The 22,787-nt window shown below is 69.3% G+C and carries 23 protein-coding genes; 7 read left to right on the top strand and 16 right to left on the bottom strand.

From position 1 onward, the window contains the following. Positions 1-9 precede the first annotated feature (9 nt). The 3 genes from RCP80_RS10400 to RCP80_RS10390 are packed head-to-tail and all read right to left on the bottom strand — an operon-like array spanning position 10 to position 2,803. Positions 10-1,413, bottom strand: a complete 1,404-nt coding sequence (locus tag RCP80_RS10400) for a class II 3-deoxy-7-phosphoheptulonate synthase (RefSeq protein ID WP_308482246.1) — start codon at positions 1,411-1,413, stop codon at positions 10-12. A gap of 53 nt (positions 1,414-1,466) precedes the next feature. Then, a complete protein-coding gene (locus RCP80_RS10395) occupies positions 1,467-1,967 on the bottom strand; it encodes a polyadenylate-specific 3'-exoribonuclease AS (RefSeq protein WP_308482245.1) in 501 nt (166 codons plus the stop codon). Between the two features lie 11 nt (positions 1,968-1,978). Further along, positions 1,979-2,803, bottom strand: a complete 825-nt coding sequence (locus RCP80_RS10390) for a hypothetical protein (protein WP_308482790.1) — start codon at positions 2,801-2,803, stop codon at positions 1,979-1,981. A gap of 123 nt (positions 2,804-2,926) precedes the next feature. Between RCP80_RS10390 and RCP80_RS10385 the strand changes: the two genes are divergently transcribed. Further along, entirely contained in the window at positions 2,927-4,204 is a 1,278-nt protein-coding gene (locus RCP80_RS10385; protein ID WP_308482244.1) for a glycosyltransferase 87 family protein, read from the top strand. Here the strand turns inward: RCP80_RS10385 and RCP80_RS10380 are convergent. The 5 genes from RCP80_RS10380 to RCP80_RS10360 all read right to left on the bottom strand — a co-directional run bounded on the left by RCP80_RS10380 (position 4,134) and on the right by RCP80_RS10360 (position 7,501). After that, complete coding sequence (locus tag RCP80_RS10380) at positions 4,134-4,862, bottom strand: lysophospholipid acyltransferase family protein (RefSeq protein WP_308482243.1); 729 nt, start codon at positions 4,860-4,862, stop codon at positions 4,134-4,136. The genes RCP80_RS10385 and RCP80_RS10380 overlap by 71 nt on opposite strands. Before the next feature lie 84 nt (positions 4,863-4,946). After that, on the bottom strand, positions 4,947-5,312 hold the full coding sequence (locus RCP80_RS10375) for a hypothetical protein (RefSeq protein ID WP_308482242.1): 366 nt from the start codon (positions 5,310-5,312) through the stop codon (positions 4,947-4,949). Next, positions 5,309-6,580: an ArsA family ATPase gene (locus RCP80_RS10370; RefSeq protein ID WP_373693523.1), complete on the bottom strand. Its 1,272-nt coding sequence runs from the start codon at positions 6,578-6,580 to the stop codon at positions 5,309-5,311. The genes RCP80_RS10375 and RCP80_RS10370 overlap by 4 nt, the downstream gene beginning before the upstream one ends. Beyond that, on the bottom strand, positions 6,577-7,011 hold the full coding sequence (locus RCP80_RS10365; protein WP_308482241.1) for an SRPBCC family protein: 435 nt from the start codon (positions 7,009-7,011) through the stop codon (positions 6,577-6,579). Before RCP80_RS10365 ends, RCP80_RS10370 begins: the two co-directional genes overlap by 4 nt. Positions 7,012-7,108: 97 nt before the next feature. Then, positions 7,109-7,501, bottom strand: a complete 393-nt coding sequence (locus RCP80_RS10360) for a polyketide cyclase / dehydrase and lipid transport (protein ID WP_308482240.1) — start codon at positions 7,499-7,501, stop codon at positions 7,109-7,111. A 139-nt stretch (positions 7,502-7,640) separates the two neighbouring features. On the opposite strand from RCP80_RS10360, the gene RCP80_RS10355 reads away from it, so the two are divergent. Beyond that, positions 7,641-9,443 carry an AMP-dependent synthetase/ligase gene (locus RCP80_RS10355; RefSeq protein ID WP_308482239.1) on the top strand — a complete coding sequence of 601 codons (1,803 nt, stop codon included), beginning with the start codon at positions 7,641-7,643 and terminating at the stop codon, positions 9,441-9,443. Here RCP80_RS10355 and RCP80_RS10350 read toward each other — a convergent pair. From RCP80_RS10350 to RCP80_RS10335, 4 genes are all read right to left on the bottom strand, one after another. Then, a complete protein-coding gene (locus RCP80_RS10350) occupies positions 9,440-10,582 on the bottom strand; it encodes a glycosyltransferase family 4 protein (RefSeq protein ID WP_308482238.1) in 1,143 nt (380 codons plus the stop codon). The genes RCP80_RS10355 and RCP80_RS10350 overlap by 4 nt on opposite strands. A 12-nt stretch (positions 10,583-10,594) precedes the next feature. Continuing rightward, positions 10,595-11,395, bottom strand: a complete 801-nt coding sequence (locus tag RCP80_RS10345; RefSeq protein WP_373693522.1) for a hypothetical protein — start codon at positions 11,393-11,395, stop codon at positions 10,595-10,597. Positions 11,396-11,432: 37 nt separating this feature from the next. Beyond that, positions 11,433-12,575 (bottom strand): peptidoglycan hydrolase RipC, encoded by a 1,143-nt coding sequence (gene ripC / locus RCP80_RS10340; RefSeq protein ID WP_373693486.1) that lies wholly within the window; start codon positions 12,573-12,575, stop codon positions 11,433-11,435. A 201-nt stretch (positions 12,576-12,776) separates the two neighbouring features. Then, complete coding sequence (locus RCP80_RS10335; protein WP_308482235.1) at positions 12,777-13,064, bottom strand: hypothetical protein; 288 nt, start codon at positions 13,062-13,064, stop codon at positions 12,777-12,779. A gap of 149 nt (positions 13,065-13,213) precedes the next feature. Here RCP80_RS10335 and RCP80_RS10330 point away from each other — a divergent pair, with 149 nt between their 5' ends. Further along, positions 13,214-15,022, top strand: coding sequence for a DEDD exonuclease domain-containing protein (locus RCP80_RS10330; protein ID WP_373693485.1), 1,809 nt, complete (start codon positions 13,214-13,216; stop codon positions 15,020-15,022). On the opposite strand, the gene trpD is transcribed toward RCP80_RS10330, so the two are convergent. Further along, a complete protein-coding gene (gene trpD, locus RCP80_RS10325) occupies positions 15,006-16,085 on the bottom strand; it encodes an anthranilate phosphoribosyltransferase (protein WP_308482234.1) in 1,080 nt (359 codons plus the stop codon). The two genes, RCP80_RS10330 and trpD, sit on opposite strands and share 17 nt — an antisense overlap. 113 nt (positions 16,086-16,198) lie before the next feature. On the opposite strand from trpD, the gene ctaE reads away from it, so the two are divergent. From ctaE to qcrB, 4 genes are all read left to right on the top strand, one after another. Then, entirely contained in the window at positions 16,199-16,810 is a 612-nt protein-coding gene (gene ctaE / locus RCP80_RS10320; protein ID WP_308482233.1) for an aa3-type cytochrome oxidase subunit III, read from the top strand. Positions 16,811-16,941: 131 nt separating this feature from the next. Next, the gene (qcrC, locus tag RCP80_RS10315; RefSeq protein WP_373693484.1) at positions 16,942-17,688 is read left to right on the top strand and encodes a cytochrome bc1 complex diheme cytochrome c subunit; all 747 of its coding nucleotides are present in this window, start codon (positions 16,942-16,944) and stop codon (positions 17,686-17,688) included. Continuing rightward, positions 17,685-18,836: a cytochrome bc1 complex Rieske iron-sulfur subunit gene (gene qcrA, locus RCP80_RS10310; protein ID WP_308482231.1), complete on the top strand. Its 1,152-nt coding sequence runs from the start codon at positions 17,685-17,687 to the stop codon at positions 18,834-18,836. Before qcrC ends, qcrA begins: the two co-directional genes overlap by 4 nt. After that, the gene (qcrB, locus tag RCP80_RS10305; protein ID WP_308482230.1) at positions 18,833-20,476 is read left to right on the top strand and encodes a cytochrome bc1 complex cytochrome b subunit; all 1,644 of its coding nucleotides are present in this window, start codon (positions 18,833-18,835) and stop codon (positions 20,474-20,476) included. The genes qcrA and qcrB overlap by 4 nt, the downstream gene beginning before the upstream one ends. Positions 20,477-20,728: 252 nt before the next feature. On the opposite strand, the gene RCP80_RS10300 is transcribed toward qcrB, so the two are convergent. The 3 genes from RCP80_RS10300 to RCP80_RS10290 all read right to left on the bottom strand — a co-directional run bounded on the left by RCP80_RS10300 (position 20,729) and on the right by RCP80_RS10290 (position 22,780). Beyond that, the gene (locus RCP80_RS10300) at positions 20,729-21,307 is read right to left on the bottom strand and encodes a DUF2561 family protein (RefSeq protein ID WP_308482229.1); all 579 of its coding nucleotides are present in this window, start codon (positions 21,305-21,307) and stop codon (positions 20,729-20,731) included. Next, positions 21,307-22,185: an MmpS family transport accessory protein gene (locus RCP80_RS10295; protein WP_308482228.1), complete on the bottom strand. Its 879-nt coding sequence runs from the start codon at positions 22,183-22,185 to the stop codon at positions 21,307-21,309. The genes RCP80_RS10300 and RCP80_RS10295 overlap by 1 nt, the downstream gene beginning before the upstream one ends. A gap of 175 nt (positions 22,186-22,360) precedes the next feature. After that, positions 22,361-22,780 (bottom strand): cytochrome c oxidase subunit 4, encoded by a 420-nt coding sequence (locus RCP80_RS10290; RefSeq protein ID WP_308482227.1) that lies wholly within the window; start codon positions 22,778-22,780, stop codon positions 22,361-22,363. Positions 22,781-22,787: the final 7 nt, after the last annotated feature.

The following is a 22,787-nucleotide window of genomic DNA, read 5'->3' as shown; positions in this document are numbered from 1 at the left end:
CGGAGGTTTCTAGTCGCGCAGCATCTCGGCGACCAGGAACGCCAGCTCGAGGCTCTGCTGGGTGTTCAGCCGCGGGTCGCACGCCGTCTCATAGCGGCCGGCCAGGTCCGTATCCGAAATGTCCTGTGCCCCACCGAGACACTCGGTGACGTTCTCACCGGTGATCTCGACGTGGATGCCGCCGGGATGGGTGCCCAGCGCCCGATGCACCTCGAAGAAGCCCTGGACCTCGTCGACGATGCGGTCGAAGTGGCGGGTCTTGTAGCCGGTGGACGCCTCGTGGGTGTTGCCGTGCATCGGGTCGCACTGCCAGATCACCTGGTGGCCCGAGGCCTGCACCTTCTCGATGATCGGCGGCAGCACGTCGCGAACCTTGTTGTTGCCCATCCGGCTGACGAACGTCAGCCGGCCCGGGACGTTCTGCGCGTCCAGCCGCTCGACGTACTCCACGGCCAATTCGGGTGAGGTCGTCGGGCCGATCTTGACGCCGATCGGGTTGGCGATCACCTCGGCGAACGCGATGTGCGCGCCGTCGAGTTGCCGCGTGCGCTCGCCGATCCAGACGTAATGCGCGGACAGATCGTAGAGCTTGGCCTCGCCGGGCTCGTCGGTGTTGTCGAGCGGATGCGCCATCCGCAGCATGGCCCGCTCGTAGTCGAGCACCAGCGCCTCGTGCGAGGCATAGATCTCGGCGGTGTCCAGGTTGCGGTCGTTGACCCCGCAGGCCGACATGAAGCGCAGCCCGCGGTCGATCTCCGCGGCCAGCGCCTCATAGCGCGCCCCGGCCGGCGAGGTGCGGACGAACTCCCGGTTCCAGTCGTGCACCAACTGCAGCGAGGCCAGGCCCGAGGAGGTCAGCGCGCGCACCATGTTCATCGCGGCGCTCGCGTTGGCGTAGGCGCGCACCAGTCGCGACGGATCATGTTCGCGCACCGCGGCATCGGGGGCGAAACCGTTGACCATGTCACCGCGGTAGGACTTCAGGCCCAGCGCATCGGTATCCGAGGACCGCGGCTTGGCGTACTGCCCGGCGATGCGGGCCATCTTGACCACCGGCATGCTCGAGCCGTAGGTCAGCACCACCGCCATCTGCAGCAGCGTGCGGATGTTGGCGCGGATGTGCGGTTCGGTGTTGTCGGCGAACGTCTCGGCGCAGTCGCCGCCCTGCAGCAGGAACGCCTCGCCACGGGCCACCGCGGCCAGCTGCGTCTGCAGCTTGTCCACCTCGGCGGGCACGGTGACCGGCGGAACACTCTCGAGCACGGTACGCATCGCCTTGGCCTGCTCGGCATCCCAGCTCGGCTGCTGCAAGGCCGGCTTGGCCAACGCGGAATCCAGGCGTTGCCGCAGGTCATCCGGTAAGGGCGGCAGCGACGGCAGCTGCTCGATGGGTACGTCGACGGTCCAGTTCACCCTTACATGGTAGCTGGGCTCCCCCCGCGCCAATGCCGGGCTGGAGGCGACGATCAGGGGCCGCCGGGCGGCCCCGTCAGTTCGGTGATCAGCGCGAATCGCCGCAGTTGGTCGCGGGCATCGACGAGCGCATCGTGGGTGTCCGGCGGCCGCGGTGGCATCCGCGGACTGCCCCGGTCCTCCCAGAACTGCCGCAATTCCCGGGTGAACCGCGGAATCTGCAGCGGCAGTTCGGTCATCGGACCCCACAGCTGACACAGCGCGACGTGGTCGTAGGCCGCCACCCACGCCCACAGTTCGATCGGCTCGCTGCCGCCGACGCCGAAGAACTCCTCGAGGTCCTCGCGGATGCGCCGGCGCGACCGCCACAGCTGCGACGACGGCGACGGCAGCTTGGGCAGCACATGCTTCTTGACCCAGCTACCGGCCTTTTCGGGCGCGAATTCGGTTGAGACACCGTAATACTCACGACCGTCCTCGGCCACCACACCAATCGAGATCAAGTCGATGGTGCGGCCGTCCTCGATGAACTCGGTGTCATAGAAGTACCGCACGTCGAAGCAGCCTAACCAGCCACCGGCGCCGGTGCCGCGTGCACCTGACGGTCCAACGCGGCATCGACCGTGGGATCGTCGGGCAACCGCGGCATCCCGGCCAGCGCGCTCTGCAGCCACAGGTTGGCCCGCACCATCGGCCGGCGAATGCGCCGTTCGCGCTCCAACGCCCGATGCATGGTGTGCGGTCGGTGCAGGTACCGCCAGCGCGCCCACGGCGCGTGCGGCCGGGACAACCGCACGGCGCCGATCACCAGCAGCGGCGGTATGCCCATCCCCAGCAGACCCGTCCACACCTTGCCCTTGGCGAGCGTCACCAGCGCCAACAGCAGGCTCGCGACGGCCCACGCCACCACGGCCGAGCGCACCGCCCAGGAGTCGTCGGCACGCCAGATGTCGAGGTCGAAGAACGCCAGCGGATTGAACCCCAGCACCAACAAACCGGCGATGGCGACCGCGACGAACACCGCGTCCACCGAGGTGCGGCCGTCCTCGGACCAGTACACGTCCTGCAGGTGCAGGATCAGGGCGAACTCGTCGAGCACCAGCGCCGCACCGATACCGAAGAAGACGGCCGCCGTGGTGAACGCCCCCACCCCGCCGTCGACCGCCAGGGTGACCATCGCGATCCCCGACACCAGCACCAGGATCACGCCGATCACGACGTGGTGCAGATGGAAGCCCCCACCGTCACCCCCGGCGTCGGTGCCGCCGAACGAGAGGTTGCGCGGCTGCCACCACTTCTTGGGCCGATCGCTGTCGGCGGTGGCGCGGATGTAGCGCACGATCGTCCGCGTGATGCAGAACGTGACGATGAACGCGATCAGGCACCACATCAATGGCACCCGACTCGGCGTGATGACGTCCCAGTGGAAGTCGACTGACCATTGCGGCACGGCGGTGAACTTACGCCGTGGGAAAACCTTGTGGCGGTACGACACAGATACGCTGTTCGGGTCATGACTAAACAGCGACGGCGGCAAACCGCCTGGCGGGTGTTTCAACTGGCCACCGTGGCCGCCTTCGGCTACGCGGTGTGGCGGCTGTTCGCGCCCAACCCGTACCGCATCGATATCGATGTCTACCGGATGGGCGGCCGGGCCTGGCTGGATTCGCAGCCGCTCTACAGCGAAGGCGCGACGTTCCACACGGTCGGCGGGATCGATCTGCCCTTCACCTACCCGCCGCTGTCGGCGGTGTTCTTCAGCCCGTTCGCCTGGTTGTCGCTGCCGGCGGCCAGCATCGCGATCACGGCCACCACGCTGGTGCTGCTGGTGGTCGCCACCATGGTCGTGCTGACGCGGCTGGACGTCCTGCCGAGCGCACCTTCGCACCGGTGGTGGGTGGCCGCGGCCATCACCGCGCCGGCGGTGCTGTGGTTGGAGCCGCTGCGATCGAACTTTGACTTCGGCCAGATCAACGTGGTGCTGATGACGCTGGTGCTCGCCGACTGCGTGCCGCGGCGCACCCCGTGGCCGCGCGGGATGTTGCTGGGGCTGGCCATCGCGCTGAAGTTGACCCCCGCGGTGTTCCTGCTCTATTTCGTGCTGCGCCGCGACGGCCGGGCGCTGCTGGTGGCCGCGGCCTCGTTCGTGGTCGCGACGCTGGTGGGCTTCGCGATGGCCTGGCAGGACTCGATCGAGTACTGGACCACGACCGTCGTCAACACCGACCGCATCGGCACCGCCACGCTGAACACCAACCAGAACATCTCGGGCGCGCTGGCGCGGCTGGGGCTGGGCGAGAACCTGCGGTTCGTCCTGTGGGTGCTGGCCTGCTTCGCCGTCCTGGGCCTCACGGCGTGGGCCGTGCGGCGGATCCTGACCGCCGGCTCCGACGGTCCCGAATCGGTGTTGGCGCTGATGTGCGTGGCGTTGTTCGGCCTGGTGGTGTCGCCGGTGTCCTGGTCGCACCATTGGGTGTGGGTGCTGCCCACGCTGGTGGTGACCGCGGTGCTGGCGGTGCGGCACCGCAATGCGGCCCTGGGCGTGGTCACGGCGGCCGGGCTGGCCCTGATGATCTGGACCCCGATCGACCTGCTGCCCGAGCACCAGGAAGCCGACGCCGCCTGGTGGCGCCAACTGCTCGGCGGTTCCTACATCTGGTGGGCCGTCGCGACGATCCTCGTGGCCGGCCTGATGGCGGGCCGGATCGCCGGGCCCAGACTCAGCCCGCCGCGGACTGCGGCAGCCGAGCCGACGACTGGCCGTTCTGCGCAGGCGCTGCACCCTCTTTGAGGCTCGCCGCGTAGATGTCGACGTATTCCTGACCCGACAGGCCCATCAGCTCGTAGACCACCTCGTCGATGACCGCGCGTTCGATGAACCGGTTGCCGGCCATCCCCTCGAACCGGGAGAAGTCCATCGGCTCGCCGAACCGGACCCGCACCCGGCCGAACCGCAGCCCCTTGCGCCCCGGCGGGTTCACGACGTTGGTTCCGATCATCGCGACGGGAATGACGGGGACACCGGTTTCCAGCGCCAGCCGGGCCAGGCCGGTCTTGCCCTTGTAGAGCCGACCATCCGGCGACCGGGTGCCCTCCGGATACATGCCCAGCAGCTTGCCCTGGCCGAGGATGCGCACCGCGGTGTCCAGCGCGGCCTGCGCGGAGTCCGCGTCGGTGCGGTCGATCGGCACCTGCCCGGCCACGGTGTAGAACCAGGCCAGCAACCGGCCCTTGAGCCCGGTTCCGGTGAAGTACTCCTGCTTGGCCAGGAAGGTGATCCGCCGACGCACCACCAGCGGAAGGTAGAAGCTGTCCATCACGGCCAGGTGGTTACTGGCCAGAATCGCCGGACCGTCGGCCGGAACGTGTTCGAGTCCTTCGACTTTGGGGCGGCCGATCAACGCCAGCAGGGGTCCCAGCAGGATGTACTTGAAAAGCCAATACCACATGGACCCTCCCGTTTTGGCCGCACCACACGATGCTGCGGGCAACTTTACCCACCCCGACGGGGTGCTTCTACCGAGCCGCCCCGGCTAGTCCTCGATGGTGACGGGAATGGGTTCGTAACGCCCGCGCGGCGGTTCCGGCGGCGGCTCGGGCCCGTCGGGGCCCTCGTCGGCGGTTCCGGCGCCGTCGGTGTTGTCCAGTACCGCCCGGATCACCGCCAGCAGCGCCACACTGTGTTCGGAGATCACGGTGATCAGCGGGTGTTCCTCGCCGGTGACCAGCGCCGCCAGCGCACACACCGGACACCACACCTGCTGGCAACTGCCCGGCCCGTCGGTGCTGCGCGCGGCGGCCAGCAGCGCGGCCGACCGCACCGCGGGGTCGAGGCGGTCCAGGATCACCTGCGCCAACTGGCGCAACTCGGGGCCCAGATCGGGGTGCGTTCCACTCACTGTGGCCACACCTCCGGATCAGGTCGAAATCGGACGGTCAATTCGTTGCCCTTGAGCTGGGCGCCGATCACGACGCAGCGCCGCAACACCGAGGCCAGCCGCACCCGGCGCCGCATACCGCCCACTCCGATGATCAGGTCGTCGTCGACCCGGCCGAGCGTGAGCGCGCCCGAATCCACCTGCGGCAACTCTAGCCGCATCCGGTACACCGATTCGAGCCCGGCGCCGGACTCCAGATCCACGCTCGGGCGCAGCGGACCCGGTGGCGGCGACCCGTCGCGGCGCCGAACACCGTCGAGCAGATCACCGAGCGCCTTGGGACCGATCGGCTCACCGGGCAGGTGCGGCACCAGGATCATTTCGACGCCGCCGATGGTGCCGGCCAACTCGTCGAGCACGGTCCGCTGCTCGGCGATGCGTTCGGCGTACCAGTCGAACGCCGGATGCTCGGGAAGATTCTGATACTCATACGAATCGTCTTGGATCAGAACCTGGTTGACGACGAGTTCGGCGACCCGCACCCCCATCAGGGTCAACGAACCCAGCGTCCGGGCCGCCTCGGCCGCCACCACCCGTTCCGGGGTGAGCACCAGGTGGGCCGCGACGGCGGTGCCGTCGGTCAGCAGGCTCGAGAGCCGTTCGACCCCGCCGCTGATGCGTTCGAGCAGTTCGACGATGGCCCCGGTGGCACCGCCGTCGTCGAGCACCGAGAGCCTGCGGTGCCGGGGCCAGGCCCGCTCCACGTACAGCCCGAACGTCGACGGCAGGGTCAACATGCGCAGCGCATCCGCGGTGGAGGCACAGTCGACCACGATGTGGTCCCACTGGCCGGCGGCGGCCAACTCCCCCACCTCGTGCAGCCCGAGCACTTCCTGAATCCCCGGTAACGCCGAAAGCTCCTCGGGGGCAACGTCTCCCAGCTCGGACTCGGGAAACCTGTCGGCCACCGGGCCGGCGATCTCACGCCAGCGCGACTCCAGCAGCGCCAGGGTGTCCAGCGCCAGCGCCTCCAGCAGTCCCCCGCCGGCGTCGGCATCGTCGGTCAGCACCCGCACCGGTTCGCGGGCGCCGGTTGGCGCCACCGCTACTCCGAGCACGTCGCCGAGCGAATGGGCCTGATCGGTCGAGACCACCAGGACCCGCTGCCCGGCGCGAGCGTCGCGGACCGCGGTGGCGCATGCCAGCGTCGACTTACCGACCCCACCCTTGCCGACGAAGAGGCTGATCCGGGTGCGGTCAGCGGAGACAGGCTCGCCGGATTCGATCAGCCCTCGACTCGTTTCTTCAGATCCTTCAGCGCCGTGTCGGTCAGCCTGCGTTCGGCCTTGCGCTTGAGCAGTCCAATCATCGGGATCTGCAGGTCGACCGCGAGTTCATAGGTCACTTCGGTCCCAGAGCCCTTGGGCGCCAAGCGATAAGCGCCGTCCAGCGCCCGCAGCAACGAGCTCGACACCAGTGACCACCGCACCGATTTGCGATCCGCGGGCCACTCGTAGGACAACACCATGGTGTCGCGCAGCACGGCCGCGTCGAGCACCAGGCGGGCGGTCTTCGGCAGGCCGGCACTGTCGGCCTCGAGCACCTCGGCCTCCTTGTACTCCTTGACCCATTCCGGGTAGGAGCCGATATCGGCGATGGCGTCCATCACCGTGCCGGGATCGGCATCGATGAAAATGGTCTGGGTCGTCTTGTCCGCCACCTGCTGCCTAACCTCGAAGCTCGTCGTGAAACCCGCGCCGCTGCCCCGGCCCGTCTCTTTGGCTAAAACGGTACCCCGGCGCGTACGGCCGGTTTCGTCATTGTGCCTGCGGCCCCACCCCGACCGGGCGGTTGGCCTCGAGTTCGGCCTTGATCTCGAACGACATCCTCTTGCCGGCGACCCGGCGCTGGTGCACGAGTTTGGCCAGGTTCAGCTTCTTCAGGTCGTGCGCGGAGACTCCGGCGGGTTCGGCATGCAGGAAGTAGTGCAGCAGAACCCCGTCAAGCATGGGTTCGAGCCAGATCTCCATGGTTCCGGTCAGCGCGCCCCCGACGGTCCACCGGATGCCCTTCTCGCCGCGCTCCTCCACGACCTGCAGGTGCAGGTCCGGCCACCACCGGCGCCACCGGGCCGGCTCGGCGACGGCCGCGCCGACCAGCTGCGGTTCGGCCGCCAAGAACGTCTCGTCGGCCACCTGGATGCTGTTCATGCGGTTAGCTTCACATATCGGGCCCGGCGGCACCGCAATCCCCCGGCGTCCGCCGCCGGTAACCGTGAGGACCGTCACACCGCGGCGACGGTGGCGATAGGCTGAGTGACGATGACCCGACCTGGAGAGGCCTTGAGCATTGCGTGAGTTAAGTGTTCCCGCATCCTTTGACGTCGGCGAGCACGACACCGTCGTCGACGCCGTATTCGAGCATGAGCGCGACCACCCCGACCTGGTGATCTATGAGCGCCTGGTCGACGGTCACTGGCGTGCTGTCACCGCGGCCGAGGCCGCCGCCCTGATTCGTTCGGCGGCACAGGGTTTGATCGCCGAGGGCGTGCAGCCCGGCGACCGCGTCGCGATCCTGTCGGCAACCCGGTTCGAATGGGCGATCCTCGACTTCGCGATCCTGGCGGTCGGCGCGCTGACGGTGCCGATCTACGAGACGTCCTCGGCCGAGCAGGTGCGGTGGGTGTTGTCGGACTCCGGCGCGGTGCTTGTGTTCGCCGAGAGCGACGCGCACGCCGCGATGGTCGGTGAGCTCTCCGACGAGCTGCCCGACCTGCGCCGGGTCTATCAGATCGAGTCCACCGGACCGACCGCGCTGGACCAACTCGCCGAGGCCGGCGCGAGCGTCGATCCCGCGGAGGTCACCAAGCGGGTCGAGGGCATCCGCACCGCCGACCCCGCCACCCTGATCTACACCTCCGGGACCACCGGCCGGCCCAAGGGTTGCCAGCTGACCCACTCCAACCTGGTCTACGAGATCCGCGGCGCCAAGTCCGCGATGCCGACGCTGCTCAACGACGGCGAACGGCTGCTGGTCTTCCTGCCGCTGGCCCACGTGCTGGCGCGGGCGCTGACCATCGCGGCGTTCAATTACCGGGTCACCGTCGGATTCACCAGTGACATCAAGAACCTGGTGCCGTTGTTCGGGGTGTTCAAGCCGACCATCGTGGTCTCGGTCCCGCGGGTGTTCGAGAAGGTGTACAACACCGCCGCCCAGAATGCGGCCGACGGCGGCAAGGGCAAGATCTTCGACCTGGCCGTACAGACCGCGGTCGAGTACAGCGAGGCCCTGGATCGCGGCGGTCCGGGCCTGCTGCTCAAGCTCAAACACGCGGTGTTCGACCGGCTGGTCTATCACAAGCTGCGGGCCGCCCTCGGCGGCGATTGCCGGGCCTCGATCTCCGGCGGCGCCCCACTGGGCGCTCGGTTGTGCCACTTCTACCGCGGCGTCGGGCTGACGATCTACGAGGGCTACGGCCTGACCGAGACCAGCGCCGCGATCGCCGTCAATCAGGTGGGCAACGTCCGGGTCGGAACCGTCGGAAAGCTGTTGCCCGGCAACAGCATGCGGGTCGGTCCGGACGGCGAACTGCTGGTGCGCGGTGGCGTGGTATTCGACGGCTATTGGAAGAACGAGCAGGCCACCGCCGAAGCGTTCGACGACGGCTGGTTCCGCACCGGTGACCTGTGCGAGGTCGACGACGACGGTTTCATCAAGATCGTCGGACGCAAGAAGGAGATCATCGTCACCGCCGGCGGCAAGAACGTCGCCCCCGCGGTGCTCGAGGATGAGTTGCGCGCGCACCCGTTGATCAGCCAGGCGATGGCCGTCGGCGACGCGCAGCCGTTCATCGGTGCGCTCATCACGATCGACCCGGAGGCCTTCGAGGGCTGGAAGCAGCGCAACGGCAAGATCGCCGACGCCTCGGTCGGCGATCTGGCCACCGATCCCGATCTGACGGCGGAGGTCGAGCAGGCCGTCAAGGCGGCCAACGCGCTGGTCTCGCACGCCGAGGGCATCCGCAAGTTCCGCATCCTGCCGGTCGATTTCACCGAGGACACCGGCGAACTCACCCCCACGATGAAGGTCAAGCGCAAGGTCATCGCGGAGAAGTTCGCCGCGGACATCGAGGCGATCTACCGCAAGGATTAGCCGGTCAGCAGGTCGCCGAGGCGGCCGGCCAGGGTGTCCCAGCGCCAGTTGGCCAACACCCACTCCCGGCCGGCCGCACCCTTCGCGGCCGCGCGCTCGGGGTCGGCGAGCACCGCGCTGATCGCGGCGGCGATCTCGTCGGGGCGGCGACCGTCGACCACCGTGCCGGTGGTTCCGTCGAGCACCGTCTCGGGGGCGCCGCCGGAGTTGCCCGCCACCACCGGCAGGCCGCTGGCCGAGGCCTCCAGGAACACGATGCCCAGGCCCTCGACGTCCAGGCCCGCACCCCGGGTGCGGCAGGGCATCGCGAAGACGTCGCCGAGCACGTGATGGGCGGCCAACTCGTCGGCCGGCACCCCCGCCGTGAACACCACGTGGTCGCTGACATCGTGGTCGGCCGCCAGCTTGCGCAGCGTCGGCAGGTAGGGCCCGCCCCCGACGATCACCAGAACCGCCCCGTCGATGCGTTGCCGGATCCGCGGCAACGCCCGGATCAGCATGTCCTGACCCTTGCGCGGCACCAGCCGGGACACACACACGATGGTGGGGCGCTCCCCAAGGCCGTAGCGCCGGCGTAGCTCGGCGCGGGCGGCCGGGTCGGGCCGGAACCGGTCGGTGTCCACCCCGGGCGGCACGTGTTCCAGGGCCGCGTGCGACCCGAACGCCGAGGCGAAGCGCCCCCGGGTGTAGCGGCTGACATAGGTGATGACGTCGGTGCCGTCCCCGATGCGCCGCAACGCCGAGCGCGCCACCGGCAGCATCGACCAGCCCACCTCGTGGCCGTGCGTGCTGGCCAGCACGCGGTGCGCACCGGCCCGGCGGGCGCGGCCCGCCAGCAGCGCCAACGGTGCGGCCGCACCGAACCAGACCGTCTCGATGTCGTGGCGTTCGATCAGTCCGCGCATTCTCGACTCGACCGACGGTTCGGGCAACATCAGGGTGGCGGGGTGGCGCACCACGCGGTAGGCGGCGGCCTCGGCTGCGGCATCATAGGCCTCGGCGCCCTTCCATTTCGGTGCGTACACCGTGACGTCGTGGCCCCCGGCGGTCGCCAGGCGCCCCACCAGTTCTTCCAGATACGACTGGATGCCGCCGCGCCGCGGCGGAAAGTCATTAGTTACCAGCAGGACTCGAGTCATAGCCTGCCGATGCTAGCGCGGCTCGGACAACCACTGCCGCCACTGGGCCAGCAGCTGCTCCGGGCCGGCGCCGGTGATCTCGCGCAGCGCGGTACCGGCCGCCACCCGCTCGGGCCCCGCGGCCCGCTCGTAGAGCCGCCGCAGCGCGGGCTCGCCGTGGCGCTCGGCGAGGAACCGGGCGAACAGCCAGGCGTGGTCGTAGGCCCGCGACAGCTGGGGCTCCTCGGTGGCGAAATCGGTGTCGGCGGGCAGCGCCGTGGGCAGCGCGCCCGGCGGTCCGGTGGGGGCGGGGCGGGCGAGGTGATCGGCGACCCCTTCGGTCAGCCAGCGCGGGGACTCGGCGGCGGTGGCGGCGCGGGCGGCATAGTGAAAGAGCTCATGGGTCAACACGATTCGCAACGCCGCAGCGCTCATCCGGTCGGCGGCGGGGCCCAGCACAATGCGCTGCCCGTCGGCCACACCTCGATCGAGGTCGACGTGATCGGCCACCGCGACCGCGGCCATGTCTGGAGACGCACCGGGTGCGGCGGCGGCGAACTGCGCGACGGAGTCGGTGGCCACCACGGTGATCTCCCGGGACCAGTCGGTGCCCCAGAACCGCTCGACCCGCTCGGTGGCGGGGCCGATCTCGGCGGCCACCCGGCTCAACACCGCATCCGTGGCGGGGCCTCCGAGGCTCAGCAGCGCCACGGAGCGGCCGGCACCGACGGTCAGCGGCGCGGCGGGCGGGGCGGTCTGCGGCACGCTCACGGGCTCCGGCGGGCCGGGCCTGAGCAACACCGCGGCGGCCACGAGCGCCGCCAGTGCGGCCACCACGGCCAGCGCGAGTGTCCAGGGGCGTGCCCCGGGCTCAGTAACGGCGGGCGTTGTAGAACGGTCCGGCGCCATCCAGCGGCACCACCCTGACCGGTACGCCGTAGGTCGATGCGTGCACCACCATGCCGTCACCGACATAGATGCTGGTGTGCGAGGCATCGGAGTAGGTGTTCACCACGTCGCCGGGCTGCAGTTGATCCCGGGACACCGGGGTGCCACCGCGAGCCAGGGCCTGACTCGAATGCGGCAACGAGATGCCGGCCTGCTGGAACGCCCACATCACCAGCCCGGAGCAGTCGAAGGCGCTCGGGCCGGAGCCACCCCAGGAGTACGGCGACCCGACGCGGGTCAGCGCCGCCTGCACCGCGATCGCTCCCTGCGAAGTACCGCCGCCGGGCACCGGCACCGCGGCGGCCTCCGGTGGCGGGGCGATATCACCCGGCGGGATGCCCTCGGGGCCCTGCGCCAGGATGTCGGGTCCGGGCTGCGCGGCGGGCGGGACCGGGCCCGGATCGGCCAACGCGACCCGCTGCTCCGGGGTCAGCGCGTTGTACTGCGAGCGGACCACGGCGATCTTGCGCTGCAGATCGCTCTGCTTGGACTGCAGATCGGCGCGCACCGCGGCGGCCTGCTCGGCCGCGGTCTTCGCCTCTGCCGCCGACCGCACCGAGTTGGCCTCGGCAGTCTTGGCCTGTTCGCTGACCGCGCGGAAATTGCTCATCTGCGCCGACATCTCGGTGGCCATCACCCGCTGCACGGCGAGCGTGTCGATCAACCCCTGCGGGGATCCGGCGGTCAGGATCGCGTTGAAACCTGAGGTGCGCCCGCCCATGTACTGGGCGGCGGCGAACTTGTTCACGCCGGCCTGGAAGACCGCCAGCTGGGCCTGCGCGGCTTCGGCCGCGGCGTGGTCGGCGGCCAGCTTGGCCTCGGCGGCGGCCTGGACCTCGAGCTTCTCGTTCAGATCGAGCTGGGCCGAATGCATGGCCTCGGTGGTCTGTTCGGCCTCACGCGAGAGTTCGGTCAACTTTGCCAGCGCATCCTGCTGCGGGTCCGCATACACAGCCGAGGCGAGCGCTCCGCTCAACACGGTCAAGCCGGCAATCATGCAGATTGCGATCCGTATGAGGGGTTGGGTGATGATGCGAGCGGTCCAGTTCGTGCCGTCGATCCTCAAGATTTCGCGTCCTTAAACTGCTTACAACTGCCTGCGTTGTTGCCGTTGCCGCGTCGCCCCCGACCGCGTTTGGTCTCAGATAGGTTACGAAACGGTATCGGCGTTGTCCAACAGAAGCTGCAAATCTAGCAGTACTAACCGCCCCTGCGCGCGTCGGCACGCCCGAGCGACCGGACCCACCCGGCGCCCCGGCCCGGAGCTTCAGGCCACCCCGTGCCGTGGGCTGCGATGCACCGGCACCAGGCGCAGCCGCGGGGCCATCCCCGCCTCCGCGAGCACCTCCAGCGCCGCCCGCTCATCGGCCAGCAACTCATCGGGCACTCCCAGCAGCACGCTGACCACGCAGTCGTGACAACCCGGGCCCCGTACAGCACAGTCATCGCAGTCGATGACCAGCGGTTCCGAAGCCGGACCGGACTCGTCACGGGGTGTCGCCGTCTCGTGGGATTCCTCTACGCGCCGCGGTGCGGTTCGCCTTGTTCCTGTCATGCCGCGTCCCATCTCTCGGTCCCGCCTCGCGGCGGGCTGCAGCCGGACGCTAACGCAGGGCACCGACAAGTCGCGGCCGAGCCGGCCGCCGCGACACGCGCACCGCGACGACCGGGAATTGTCCGGACCCCGCCCTAACGTATTCGAACGTGCGTTCGTCTGATGGTGGGCAGCTGAGCTTCGCGGACTTCGACCCGTCCGCGGACCTCCCGCTGCGCGACACCACGTTCGTGGTGGTCGACCTCGAGACCACCGGCGGACGCGCCGCCCCCAAGCAGCCGGGCGGCGAGTGCGACGCGATCACCGAGATCGGGGCGGTGAAAATCCGGGGCGGCGAGGTGCTCGGAGAATTTGCCACCCTCGTCGATCCGCGTCGAAACATCCCGCCGCAGATCGTCCACCTCACCGGGATCACCACCGCGATGGTGCGCGCCGCACCCACGATCGACGCGGTGCTGCCGATGTTCCTGGAGTTCGCGCGCGGCGCGGTGCTGGTGGCCCACAACGCGGGCTTCGACATCGGCTTCCTGCGCGCGGCCGCCGCACAGTGCGACATCGCGTGGCCGCGTCCCCCGGTGCTGTGCACGGTGCGGCTGGCCCGGCGGGTGCTGCCGCGCGACGAGGCACCCAGCGTCCGCCTGTCCGAGCTGGCCCGGCTGTTCCGGTCCACCACCACGCCCACCCACCGCGCGCTCGACGACGCCAAGGCCACCGTCGACGTGCTGCACGGGCTGATCGAGCGGGTCGGCAATCAAGGCGTCCACACCTACCCGGCGCTGCGCGGTTACCTGCCCGACGTCACGCCCGCGCAGCGGCAGAAGCGCGGTATGGCCGCGCGGCTGCCGAACCGTCCGGGCGTCTATCTGTTCCGCGGTCCGTCCGCCGAGGTGCTCTACGTCGGCACCGCCACGGATCTGCGGCGCCGGGTCGGTCAGTACTTCAACGGCTCGGACACACGGGCGCGGATGCGCGAGATGGTCGGACTGGCCGAGGCCGTCGACCATGTCGAATGCGCGCACCCGCTGGAGGCCGGCGTGCGGGAACTACGGCTGCTGGCCGCACACGCCCCGCCCTTCAACCGGCGCTCGAAGTTTCCGCAGCGCTGGTGGTGGGTCGCGTTGTCCGAGGAGGCATTCGGTCGCTTCACCGTGGTGCGGGCCCCGCGCCACGGCCGCGTGCTGGGACCGTTTCGGGTCCGCGCCGACGCCGCGCAGACCGCGGCACTGCTGGCCCGGTTCGCCGGCGTGCGCACCTGCACCACCCGGCTCGGGCGCTCGGCCCGGCACGGGCCGTCCTGCCCGGAACGCGAGGTGTCCCCCTGCCCGGCGGCGCGCGACATCTCCGCGGCCGACTACGCCCCCACCGTGGCGCACGCGGCGGCGGTGTTGGCCGGGCTCGACGACGCGCCGCTGGCCGCGGCCATCGCCCGGGTGGACGAGTTGGCGCGGCGCGGACGCTTCGAGAGCGCGGCGCGGTTGCGTGATCAGACCGCCGTGGCCATCGAGACCGCCTGGCGGGGACAGCGATTGGCGGCGCTGGCCGCGATCGACGAACTCGTCGCCGCCGCACCCGACGGGGCCGGCGGCTGGCAGTTCGCGGTGCTGCGGCACGGTCAGCTGGCCGCGGCGGGCACCGCCCGGCGCGGGATCCCGCCCATGCCGGTGGTCGAGGCGCTGTGCGTCGGCGCGCAGACCATCCTCACCGAATCCGCGCCGCTGGGCGGGGCCCTCGTCGAGGAGACCGCGCTGCTGGCTCGCTGGCTGGCGACACCGGGCACCAGGATCGTGCGAACCAGCCAGGGCTGGGCGTCGTCGGTCCGCGGCGCGGGCCGGTTCGCCGGCTGGGCCGCCGCCGCGCGCTCGGCGCGACTGGCCGCCGAGCAGTACACCGAGGCGCTGGCGGATCGGGAGCAGGCGCGCCGGACCCGCCCGCCGGTCGCGGTTACAGCTGCCGGCTGAACTGCACCCACTTGGCCAGGAGCCGCTCGGCCGCACCCGAATCGAGGGCCTCGGTGGCGCGGGCCAGGCCCGACTCCCAGGCCGGCAGCCAGTCCGCCCCGCTGGACAACCCGGCGTGCGCCACCATCGCCCCGGCGGCGTTGAGCACCACGGCATCGCGCACCGCGCCCTTCTCGCCGGCGAACACCGCGCGCGCCTGGGCGGCGTTGTGCTCGGCGTCGCCGCCGGTGAGTTCGGACAGCTGGGCGCGGGCGAACCCGAACCCGGCGGGATCGAAGGTCAACCGGTCGATGGTGCCGGCCTGCACCCGCCAGATGGTCGAGGTCGTGGTCGTGGTGAGTTCATCGAGGCCGTCGTCGCCGTGCACCACGAGCACGCTCGAGCGCCGGCTGGCGAACACCCCGGCCATCACCTCGGCCAGATCCCCGAAAGCGCAGCCGATCAGCCCGGCGCGCGGGGTGGCCGGGTTGGTCAGCGGCCCAAGGAGGTTGAACACGGTCGGGACGCCGATCTCGCGCCGCGCCGCGCCGGCATGGCGCAACGACGGGTGGAACTGCGGCGCGAAACAGAAGCCGATGCCGACCTCGGCGACGCAGCGGGCCACGTCGTCGGGCCCGAGGTCGATGCGCACCCCGAGGGCCTCCAGGGTGTCGGCCCCACCGGAGAGCGACGACGCCGCCCGGTTGCCGTGCTTGACCACCGGGATGCCCACGGCGGCGACGACGATCGCGGCCATCGTCGACAGGTTGACGGTGTTGGCGCCGTCACCCCCCGTGCCGACGATGTCGACGGTGTCGGTGCCGATCTTGTCCGTCGGCACCTTGCGGGCGTGCGAAAGCATGGCGTCGGCGATCTCGGTCACCTCCGCGGGGGTCGGGCGCTTCATCTTCATCGCGATCCCGAATCCGGCGATCTGCGCCGGCGTGGCCGATCCGGTCATGATCTGTTCCATGGCCCAGCCGGCCTCGCCCGGCTGGAGGGGCTCCAACTCGGTAAGGCGGCCCAGAATTTTCGGCCAGGAGGATGCGGCGGCCGGGTCCGGCCGAACAGCTGCGTCAGTCACAACCTCGATATTCGCACGTCGCGGGCCGGAGACGGCATCCGGGACGGCGACACTTTGGACCAAATGCATCCCCGGGTGGAGTTCGACAACTACAAAGCGTCATACTTCTAGGCGTGACGAGCGCTGTAGGTACCTCTGGGACTGCAATCACGTCGCGCGTACATTCGCTGAACAGGCCAAACATGGTCAGTGTCGGCACCATCGTGTGGCTCTCCAGCGAGCTGATGTTCTTCGCTGGGTTGTTCGCGATGTATTTCGTAGCGCGCGCACAGGCCGGTGGCGAGTGGCCCCCACCCCCCACCGAGCTGAATCTCGCCTTGGCTGTGCCGGTGACGTTGGTGCTGATCGCATCATCGTTCACCTGCCAGATGGGCGTGTTTGCCGCCGAGCGCGGCAACGTGTTCGGGCTGCGTCGGTGGTACCTGCTGACCCTGGCGATGGGCACGTTCTTCGTGCTGGGCCAGGGCTACGAGTACATCCACCTGGTGCAGCACGGCACCACGATCCCCGGCAGCGCCTACGGTTCGGTCTTCTACATCACGACCGGTTTCCACGGCCTGCACGTCATCGGCGGCCTGGTCGCCTTCGTGCTTCTGCTGCTGCGCACCACGATGAGCAAGTTCACCCCGGCGCAGGCCACCGCGGCGATTGTCGTGTCGTACTACTGGCACTTCGTGGACATCGTCTGGATCGCGCTGTTCGCCACGATCTACTTCGTCCGATGAGTTCAAGCAGCCCTGAAAATCCTCAGAACAGGAGAGCTCGGTTGAATATCTCGCGGTTGATCGGGTCGGCCAACGGTGACCGGTCCCGGCGGCGGTGGCGCCGCCGACTGACGGCAGGGACACTGTTGCTTATGGCCCTCGCGTTAGCCGGTGGGCTGGCCGCCATCTTGACGCCCAAGCCCCAGGTGGCAGTCGCCGACGAATCCCAGTCGGCGCTGATCCGTACCGGGAAGCAGCTGTACGACACGTCGTGCATCAGCTGCCACGGCGCCAATCTGCAGGGTGTCGTCGACCGCGGGCCCAGCCTGGTCGGTGTCGGCGAGGCCGCGGTGTGGTTCCAGGTCTCCACCGGGCGGATGCCGATGATGAGCCAGAACGCGCAGGCCCCGCAGAAGGATGTCAGCTTCGATGAGCACCAGACCGACGCTCTGGGCGCCTACATCCAGGCCAACGGTGGCGGCCCCATGGTGCTCCGCGATGCCAACGGCGAAATCGCCCAGGACTCGTTGACGCACGGCAACCTCGCGCGCGGTGGCGACCTCTTCCGCCTCAACTGCGCGTCCTGTCACAACTTCACCGGTCAGGGCGGCGCGCTGTCGTCCGGTAAATGGGCGCCGGCGCTGGGCGGTGCCAGTCCGCAGGTGATCTACACCGCGATGCTGACCGGCCCGCAGAACATGCCGAAGTTCTCGGACCGGCAGCTGACTCCCGAGGAGAAGACGGACATCGTGAGCTACGTCCGGACCGTCTCCGAGGCCAAGAGCCCCGGCGGTTACGGGCTGGGCGCGCTCGGACCGACGTCCGAGGGCATGGTGATCTGGATCCTGGGCATGACCGTGATGATCGGTATCACAATGTGGATCGGGGCAAGAGCATGACCGAGAATCAGGGCACACGACCCACCGACGAACAGTTGGCCGCGATGTCGCGGGAGGAACTGCTCGCACTCGGTGGCAAGCAAGACGGCGTCGACATCGTTTTCAAGGAGCCGCGTTGGCCGATCGAGGGCACGCGGGCCGAGAAGCGCGCGGAACGCTCGGTGGCCGGCTGGCTGCTGCTCGGCGGTCTGAGCGGGCTGGCGCTGCTGTTGGTCTTCCTGTTCTGGCCGTGGGAGCACAATCCCGGTAGCTGGTGGTACAACCTGGCCACCCCGATGTACGGCCTGACCTTCGGCGTGTCGATCCTCGCGATCGGCATCGGCGCGGTGCTCTTCCAGAAGAAGTTCATCCCCGAAGAGATCACCATCCAGGACCGCCACGACGGCGCCTCCTCGGAGTTCGATCGCAAGACCGTCGTCGCCAACCTCGCCGACGCTTTCGAGGGTTCGACGATCAAGCGCCGCAAGATGATCGGCGCCTCGCTCGGCCTGGGCCTGGGCGCCTTCGGTCTCGGCACGCTGGTGGCCTTCGCGGGCGGGTTGATCAAGAACCCGTGGAAGCCCGTCGTGCCGACCGCCGAGGGCAAGAAGGCGGTGCTGTGGACCTCCGACTGGACCCCGCGATTCCACGGCGAGACCATCTACCTGGCCCGCGCCACCGGTGACAGCCACGCGCCGTTCTTGAAGATGCGTCCCGAGGACATCGACGCCGGCGGCATGGAAACCGTGTTCCCGCTTCGGGATTCCGACGGCGACGGCACCACGGTGGACTCGGCCCACAAGCTGACCAAGATCCAGATGGGTGTCCGCAACCCGGTCATGCTCATCCGGATCAAGACCCAGGACATGCACCGGGTGGTCAAGCGGCAGGGTCAGGAGAGCTTCAACTTCGGCGACCTGTTCGCCTACACCAAGGTGTGTTCGCACCTGGGCTGCCCGTCGTCGCTGTACGAGCAGCAGAGCTACCGCATCCTGTGCCCGTGCCACCAGTCGCAGTTCGACGCACTGGAATTCGCCCGGCCGACGTTCGGCCCGGCGGCGCGAGCACTGGCACAGCTGCCCATCACGATCAACACCGAGGGCTACCTGGTGGCCAACGGTGACTTCATCGAACCTGTTGGTCCGGCCTTCTGGGAGCGCAAATCATGAGTCCGAAACTCGGTGAGGTGATCGCAAGACAGGGTGACGCGATCGATTCCCGCTACCACCCGTCGGCGGCGGTGCGGCGCGGGGTCCTCAACAAGGTCTTCCCCACCCACTGGTCATTCCTGCTCGGCGAGATCGCGCTGTACAGCTTCATCGTCCTGCTGATCACCGGTGTCTACCTGACGCTGTTCTTCGACCCGTCGATGGCCCATGTCACCTACGACGGCGTGTATCAGCCGTTGCGCGGTGTCGAGATGTCGCGGGCCTACGAGACCGCACTGAACATCAGCTTCGAGGTCCGCGGCGGGCTGTTCGTCCGCCAGATCCACCACTGGGCCGCGCTGCTGTTCGCCGCGTCGATCATGGTGCACATGGCGCGCATCTTCTTCACCGGTGCGTTCCGCCGGCCCCGTGAGGCGAACTGGGTCATCGGCTCGTTGCTGCTGATCCTGGCGATGTTCGAGGGCTTCTTCGGCTACACGCTGCCCGATGAGCTGCTGTCCGGAACCGGCCTGCGCGCCTCGTTCTCCTCGATCACCCTGGGCATGCCGGTGATCGGAACCTGGCTGCACTGGGCGCTTTTCGGCGGGGACTTCCCCGGCGAGATCATCATCCCGCGGATGTATGCGCTGCACATTCTGCTGCTGCCGGGCATCATGCTGGCCCTCATCGGTGCGCACATGGCCCTGGTGTGGTTCCAGAAGCACACCCAGTTCCCTGGACCGGGCCGCACCGAGAAGAACGTCGTCGGCGTGCGCGTCATGCCGGTGTTCGCCGTGAAGTCCGGTGCGTTCTTCGCGATGACGGTGGGCGTGCTCGGCCTGATGGGCGGTCTGCTGCAGATCAACCCGATCTGGAACCTGGGCCCCTACCGGCCATCCCAGATTTCCGCGGGCAGCCAGCCGGACTTCTACATGATGTGGACCGAGGGCCTGGCCCGTATCTTCCCGAACTGGGAGCTCTACCCCGGCAACTACACCATCCCGGCGTCGACCTGGGTGGCGCTCGGGATGGGCCTGGTGTTCGCGCTGTTGATCGCCTGGCCGTACCTGGAGAAGCGGTTCACCGGCGACAATGCCCACCACAACCTGCTGCAGCGTCCGCGTGACGCTCCGGTGCGCACCGCGATCGGCGCCATGGCCATCGCGTTCTACCTGGTGCTGACCTTCTCGGCGATGAACGACGTCATTGCGTTCAAGTTCCACATCTCGCTGAACGCGACGACGTGGATCGGCCGGATCGGCATGGTGGTGCTACCGCCGCTGATCTACTTCATCGCCTACCGCTGGGCCATCGCCCTGCAGCGCAGCGACCGCGCGGTGCTCGAGCACGGTGTGGAGACCGGCATCATCAAGCGGTTGCCGCACGGCGCGTACATCGAACTGCACCAGCCGCTGGGCCCCGTCGACGAGCACGGTCATCCGATCCCGCTCGAGTACGTGGGTGCCGCGGTGCCGAAGAAGATGAACAAGTTGGGCTCCGCGGGCGAACCGGGCATGGGCAGCTTCCTGACCCCGGATCCGGTCGAGGAGGCCCAGGCGCTCGGCACCGCCGCACACGTCTCCGAGCAGCGCGCGCTGACCGCACTGCAGCAGTACCAGGAGCGCGACCAGGACGGCAACGGCTCGAACGGACAGCACTAGCCGACCATCGCGTCGTCTCAACGGCTCAGGGCCGTCACCGGATTCCGGTGACGGCCCTGATCGCTTTCCGGGGGTGGCTACGACTTTCCCGGGGTGGCTGCAATGCGCCGCTCCCCTCCCCCGCTAGCGGGCGGCCGGTCGGGCGTGCGCCGGCCCCCGGGTCCAGCGGGACGCCAGTCGCGCCCAGGACGGCCCGGACGATACCGATGGGGGCTCGGGGTCATGGGAGCCCGAAAGCGGACGGCTGAGCCGTCAGGCGCGGGAGTCCAGCGCCGCGCGAAGATCACGCAGCAGGTACAGCGGGACGGCGATCATCGCGACGGTCAGCAGCGCCGCCACGCCGTAGGCCACCCACGACGCCGTCACCGAGTCCACCGCCATCAGGTGCGTGCCGATCGCCACGGCGACCAGGGCCAGACCCATCAGGGTCAGCACACCGAGGCCGCCGCGCAGCCACAGCCGGTCCACGGCGGCCGGCGGGAGCGCGCTGCCGGCCCGTGGCGTGGCGACCGCGGCACGCACCGGCGGGGTCACCGGGCCTGTCGTCCCCCGCGCGGGGCGGGACTGCGGCCAGTCGCCGCGGCGAGCCCGCAGCAACAGCGGGACCGCGGCCACGATCACCACCGCCGACACACCGATCACCGAGTACAGCAACCACGGCGTCGCACCCTCGGCGGTCGGGGCCTGCGGCTGACCGCGCCCGAGATCGGTCAGCGCGACGCCGGCCGCGACGAAGAAGCCCAACGCGAGCAGCCACACCACCGCGCACGCGACGATCAGTGCCCGGTCGGTGGTCTCCGGGGACCGCGAGAAACTCCGCTGGGCGGCCATCAGCAGCTCGTCTGGGCGGCGTTGTTCGAGTTCGACGACAACACGGTCCCGTCGCTGGTCGTGATGGAACAGTTCAACTGGCTGACCAGGAAAAGGCTGGAGGCCTGCACGGAACCCACCTCGGATTGGGAGATCGGGGTCACGGTCAGCGACCACGGGATGTACACGTTGCGTTGGGTGCGCCGGCGCCCCGAGGCGTCGACGTAGGTCACCGAGATGATGTCGCCCGGCGCCTTGGTCCCGGTCACCGAGTAGGTGACCTGCCGCGGTCCGGTCGGTGTCGTCGTGGTCGGCGGCGGCGGCTCCGCGGTGGTCGTCGCGGGCGGCGGCGGCGGTTCCTCGCTGGGCGGCGGCGGGGGCGGCGGGGGCGGCTCCGGGACCACAGTCACGGTCTCCGGCGGCGGCGGCGGCGGTGGGGGTGGCGGCGGCGGCGGTTCCTCGGTGGGTGGCGGCGGGGGCGGCGGCTCCGGGGTGGTGATCTCGTCCTGCACCGGCGGCGCGGTGGGTGTCGAGGTCTGCGGCGTCGCCAGGGTGTCGGTATCGGTACTGGTCACCAGCAGCGACACGGAAACCACCAGGGCGATCGCGGCGACGATCGCGGTGACCCCCACCACCCACGGCCAGCGCGGTGGTGGCCCGGTGTCGACCAGTTGGGTCGACTCGTCATAGCTGTCGTAGTCGTAGAGGTCGGGATCGGCCGGCACGTAGGGCCCGGACACGAATTGCTCGGACTCGGGCGCGGAGTAGGCCTGCGACGGAAAATCGGTGGGGGCCGGGGGGATATCGCCGGCACCGTATTCCTCGGTCGGCCCGGCGTCACCGGATGTGCTGTCCGGTCCGTCCGCAGACTCCGGTCCCGGAGAATTCGGCCCGCTCATCTTCGCCTGTCCTTCTCGACTGGATCACCCGCGACGGGCACACCCGTTCGGTTTGCGCCCCGGCAACACTACCGAACGGGAGGCGCCGAACCGGCTCGACGGATCGACGGCACGCCGTATCGCTCGCTGATTGTGACCTTCGACGCGGATCTCGCCACGCGCAGAGCGTGGGTGCTCAGTGCTTTTCGGGCCCGAGGTAGTACTCGAAGACCAGTCCGGCCACGGTCAAGATCAGGATGCAGAACCCGGAGAAGATCAGCCAGGGCAGGTACAGCGCCACACCCACGGCAACCACCGATGCGGACAGCGCGACCGACACGGGCCACCAGCTGTGCGGGGCGAAGAAGCCCAATTCACCGGCGCCGTCACTGATCTCGGCATCCTCGTAATCCTCGGGCCGGGTGTCCAACCGCCGCGCCACGAACCGGAAGAACGTACCGATGATCAGGCACAGGCCGCCGGACAGCGCGAGCGCCGTGGTGCCGGCCCATTCGACGCCGCCCTGGGCGAACATCGCCGTCAGCACCGCATAGACCGCGGTGGTCACCACGAAGAATGCGGTGAGGATTTCGAACAACCTGGATTCGATATGCATGGAGGCG

The organism is Mycolicibacterium sp. MU0053, assembly GCF_963378095.1.
In the GTDB taxonomy this organism is placed as follows: domain Bacteria; phylum Actinomycetota; class Actinomycetes; order Mycobacteriales; family Mycobacteriaceae; genus Mycobacterium; species Mycobacterium burgundiense.
The sequence above is the reverse complement of the archived record's forward strand: the minus strand, read 5'-3'. Positions and strand labels throughout refer to the sequence as shown.

Bases quoted from the DNA above. Each gene is read 5' to 3' on its own strand.
- RCP80_RS10390 (WP_308482790.1), bottom strand. From the start codon at position 2,803: ATGTGGTGCCTGATCGCGTTCATCGTCACGTTCTGCATCACGCGGACG.
- RCP80_RS10295 (WP_308482228.1), bottom strand. From the start codon at position 22,185: ATGAGCGGGCCGAATTCTCCGGGACCGGAGTCTGCGGACGGACCGGAC.
- RCP80_RS10385 (WP_308482244.1), top strand. From the start codon at position 2,927: ATGACTAAACAGCGACGGCGGCAAACCGCCTGGCGGGTGTTTCAACTG.
- RCP80_RS10360 (WP_308482240.1), bottom strand. From the start codon at position 7,501: ATGAACAGCATCCAGGTGGCCGACGAGACGTTCTTGGCGGCCGAACCG.
- RCP80_RS10300 (WP_308482229.1), bottom strand. From the start codon at position 21,307: ATGGCCGCCCAGCGGAGTTTCTCGCGGTCCCCGGAGACCACCGACCGG.
- qcrC (WP_373693484.1), top strand. From the start codon at position 16,942: ATGGCCCTCGCGTTAGCCGGTGGGCTGGCCGCCATCTTGACGCCCAAG.
- RCP80_RS10290 (WP_308482227.1), bottom strand. From the start codon at position 22,780: ATGCATATCGAATCCAGGTTGTTCGAAATCCTCACCGCATTCTTCGTG.
- qcrA (WP_308482231.1), top strand. From the start codon at position 17,685: ATGACCGAGAATCAGGGCACACGACCCACCGACGAACAGTTGGCCGCG.
- RCP80_RS10335 (WP_308482235.1), bottom strand. From the start codon at position 13,064: ATGACAGGAACAAGGCGAACCGCACCGCGGCGCGTAGAGGAATCCCAC.
- qcrB (WP_308482230.1), top strand. From the start codon at position 18,833: ATGAGTCCGAAACTCGGTGAGGTGATCGCAAGACAGGGTGACGCGATC.
- RCP80_RS10380 (WP_308482243.1), bottom strand. From the start codon at position 4,862: ATGTGGTATTGGCTTTTCAAGTACATCCTGCTGGGACCCCTGCTGGCG.
- RCP80_RS10350 (WP_308482238.1), bottom strand. From the start codon at position 10,582: ATGACTCGAGTCCTGCTGGTAACTAATGACTTTCCGCCGCGGCGCGGC.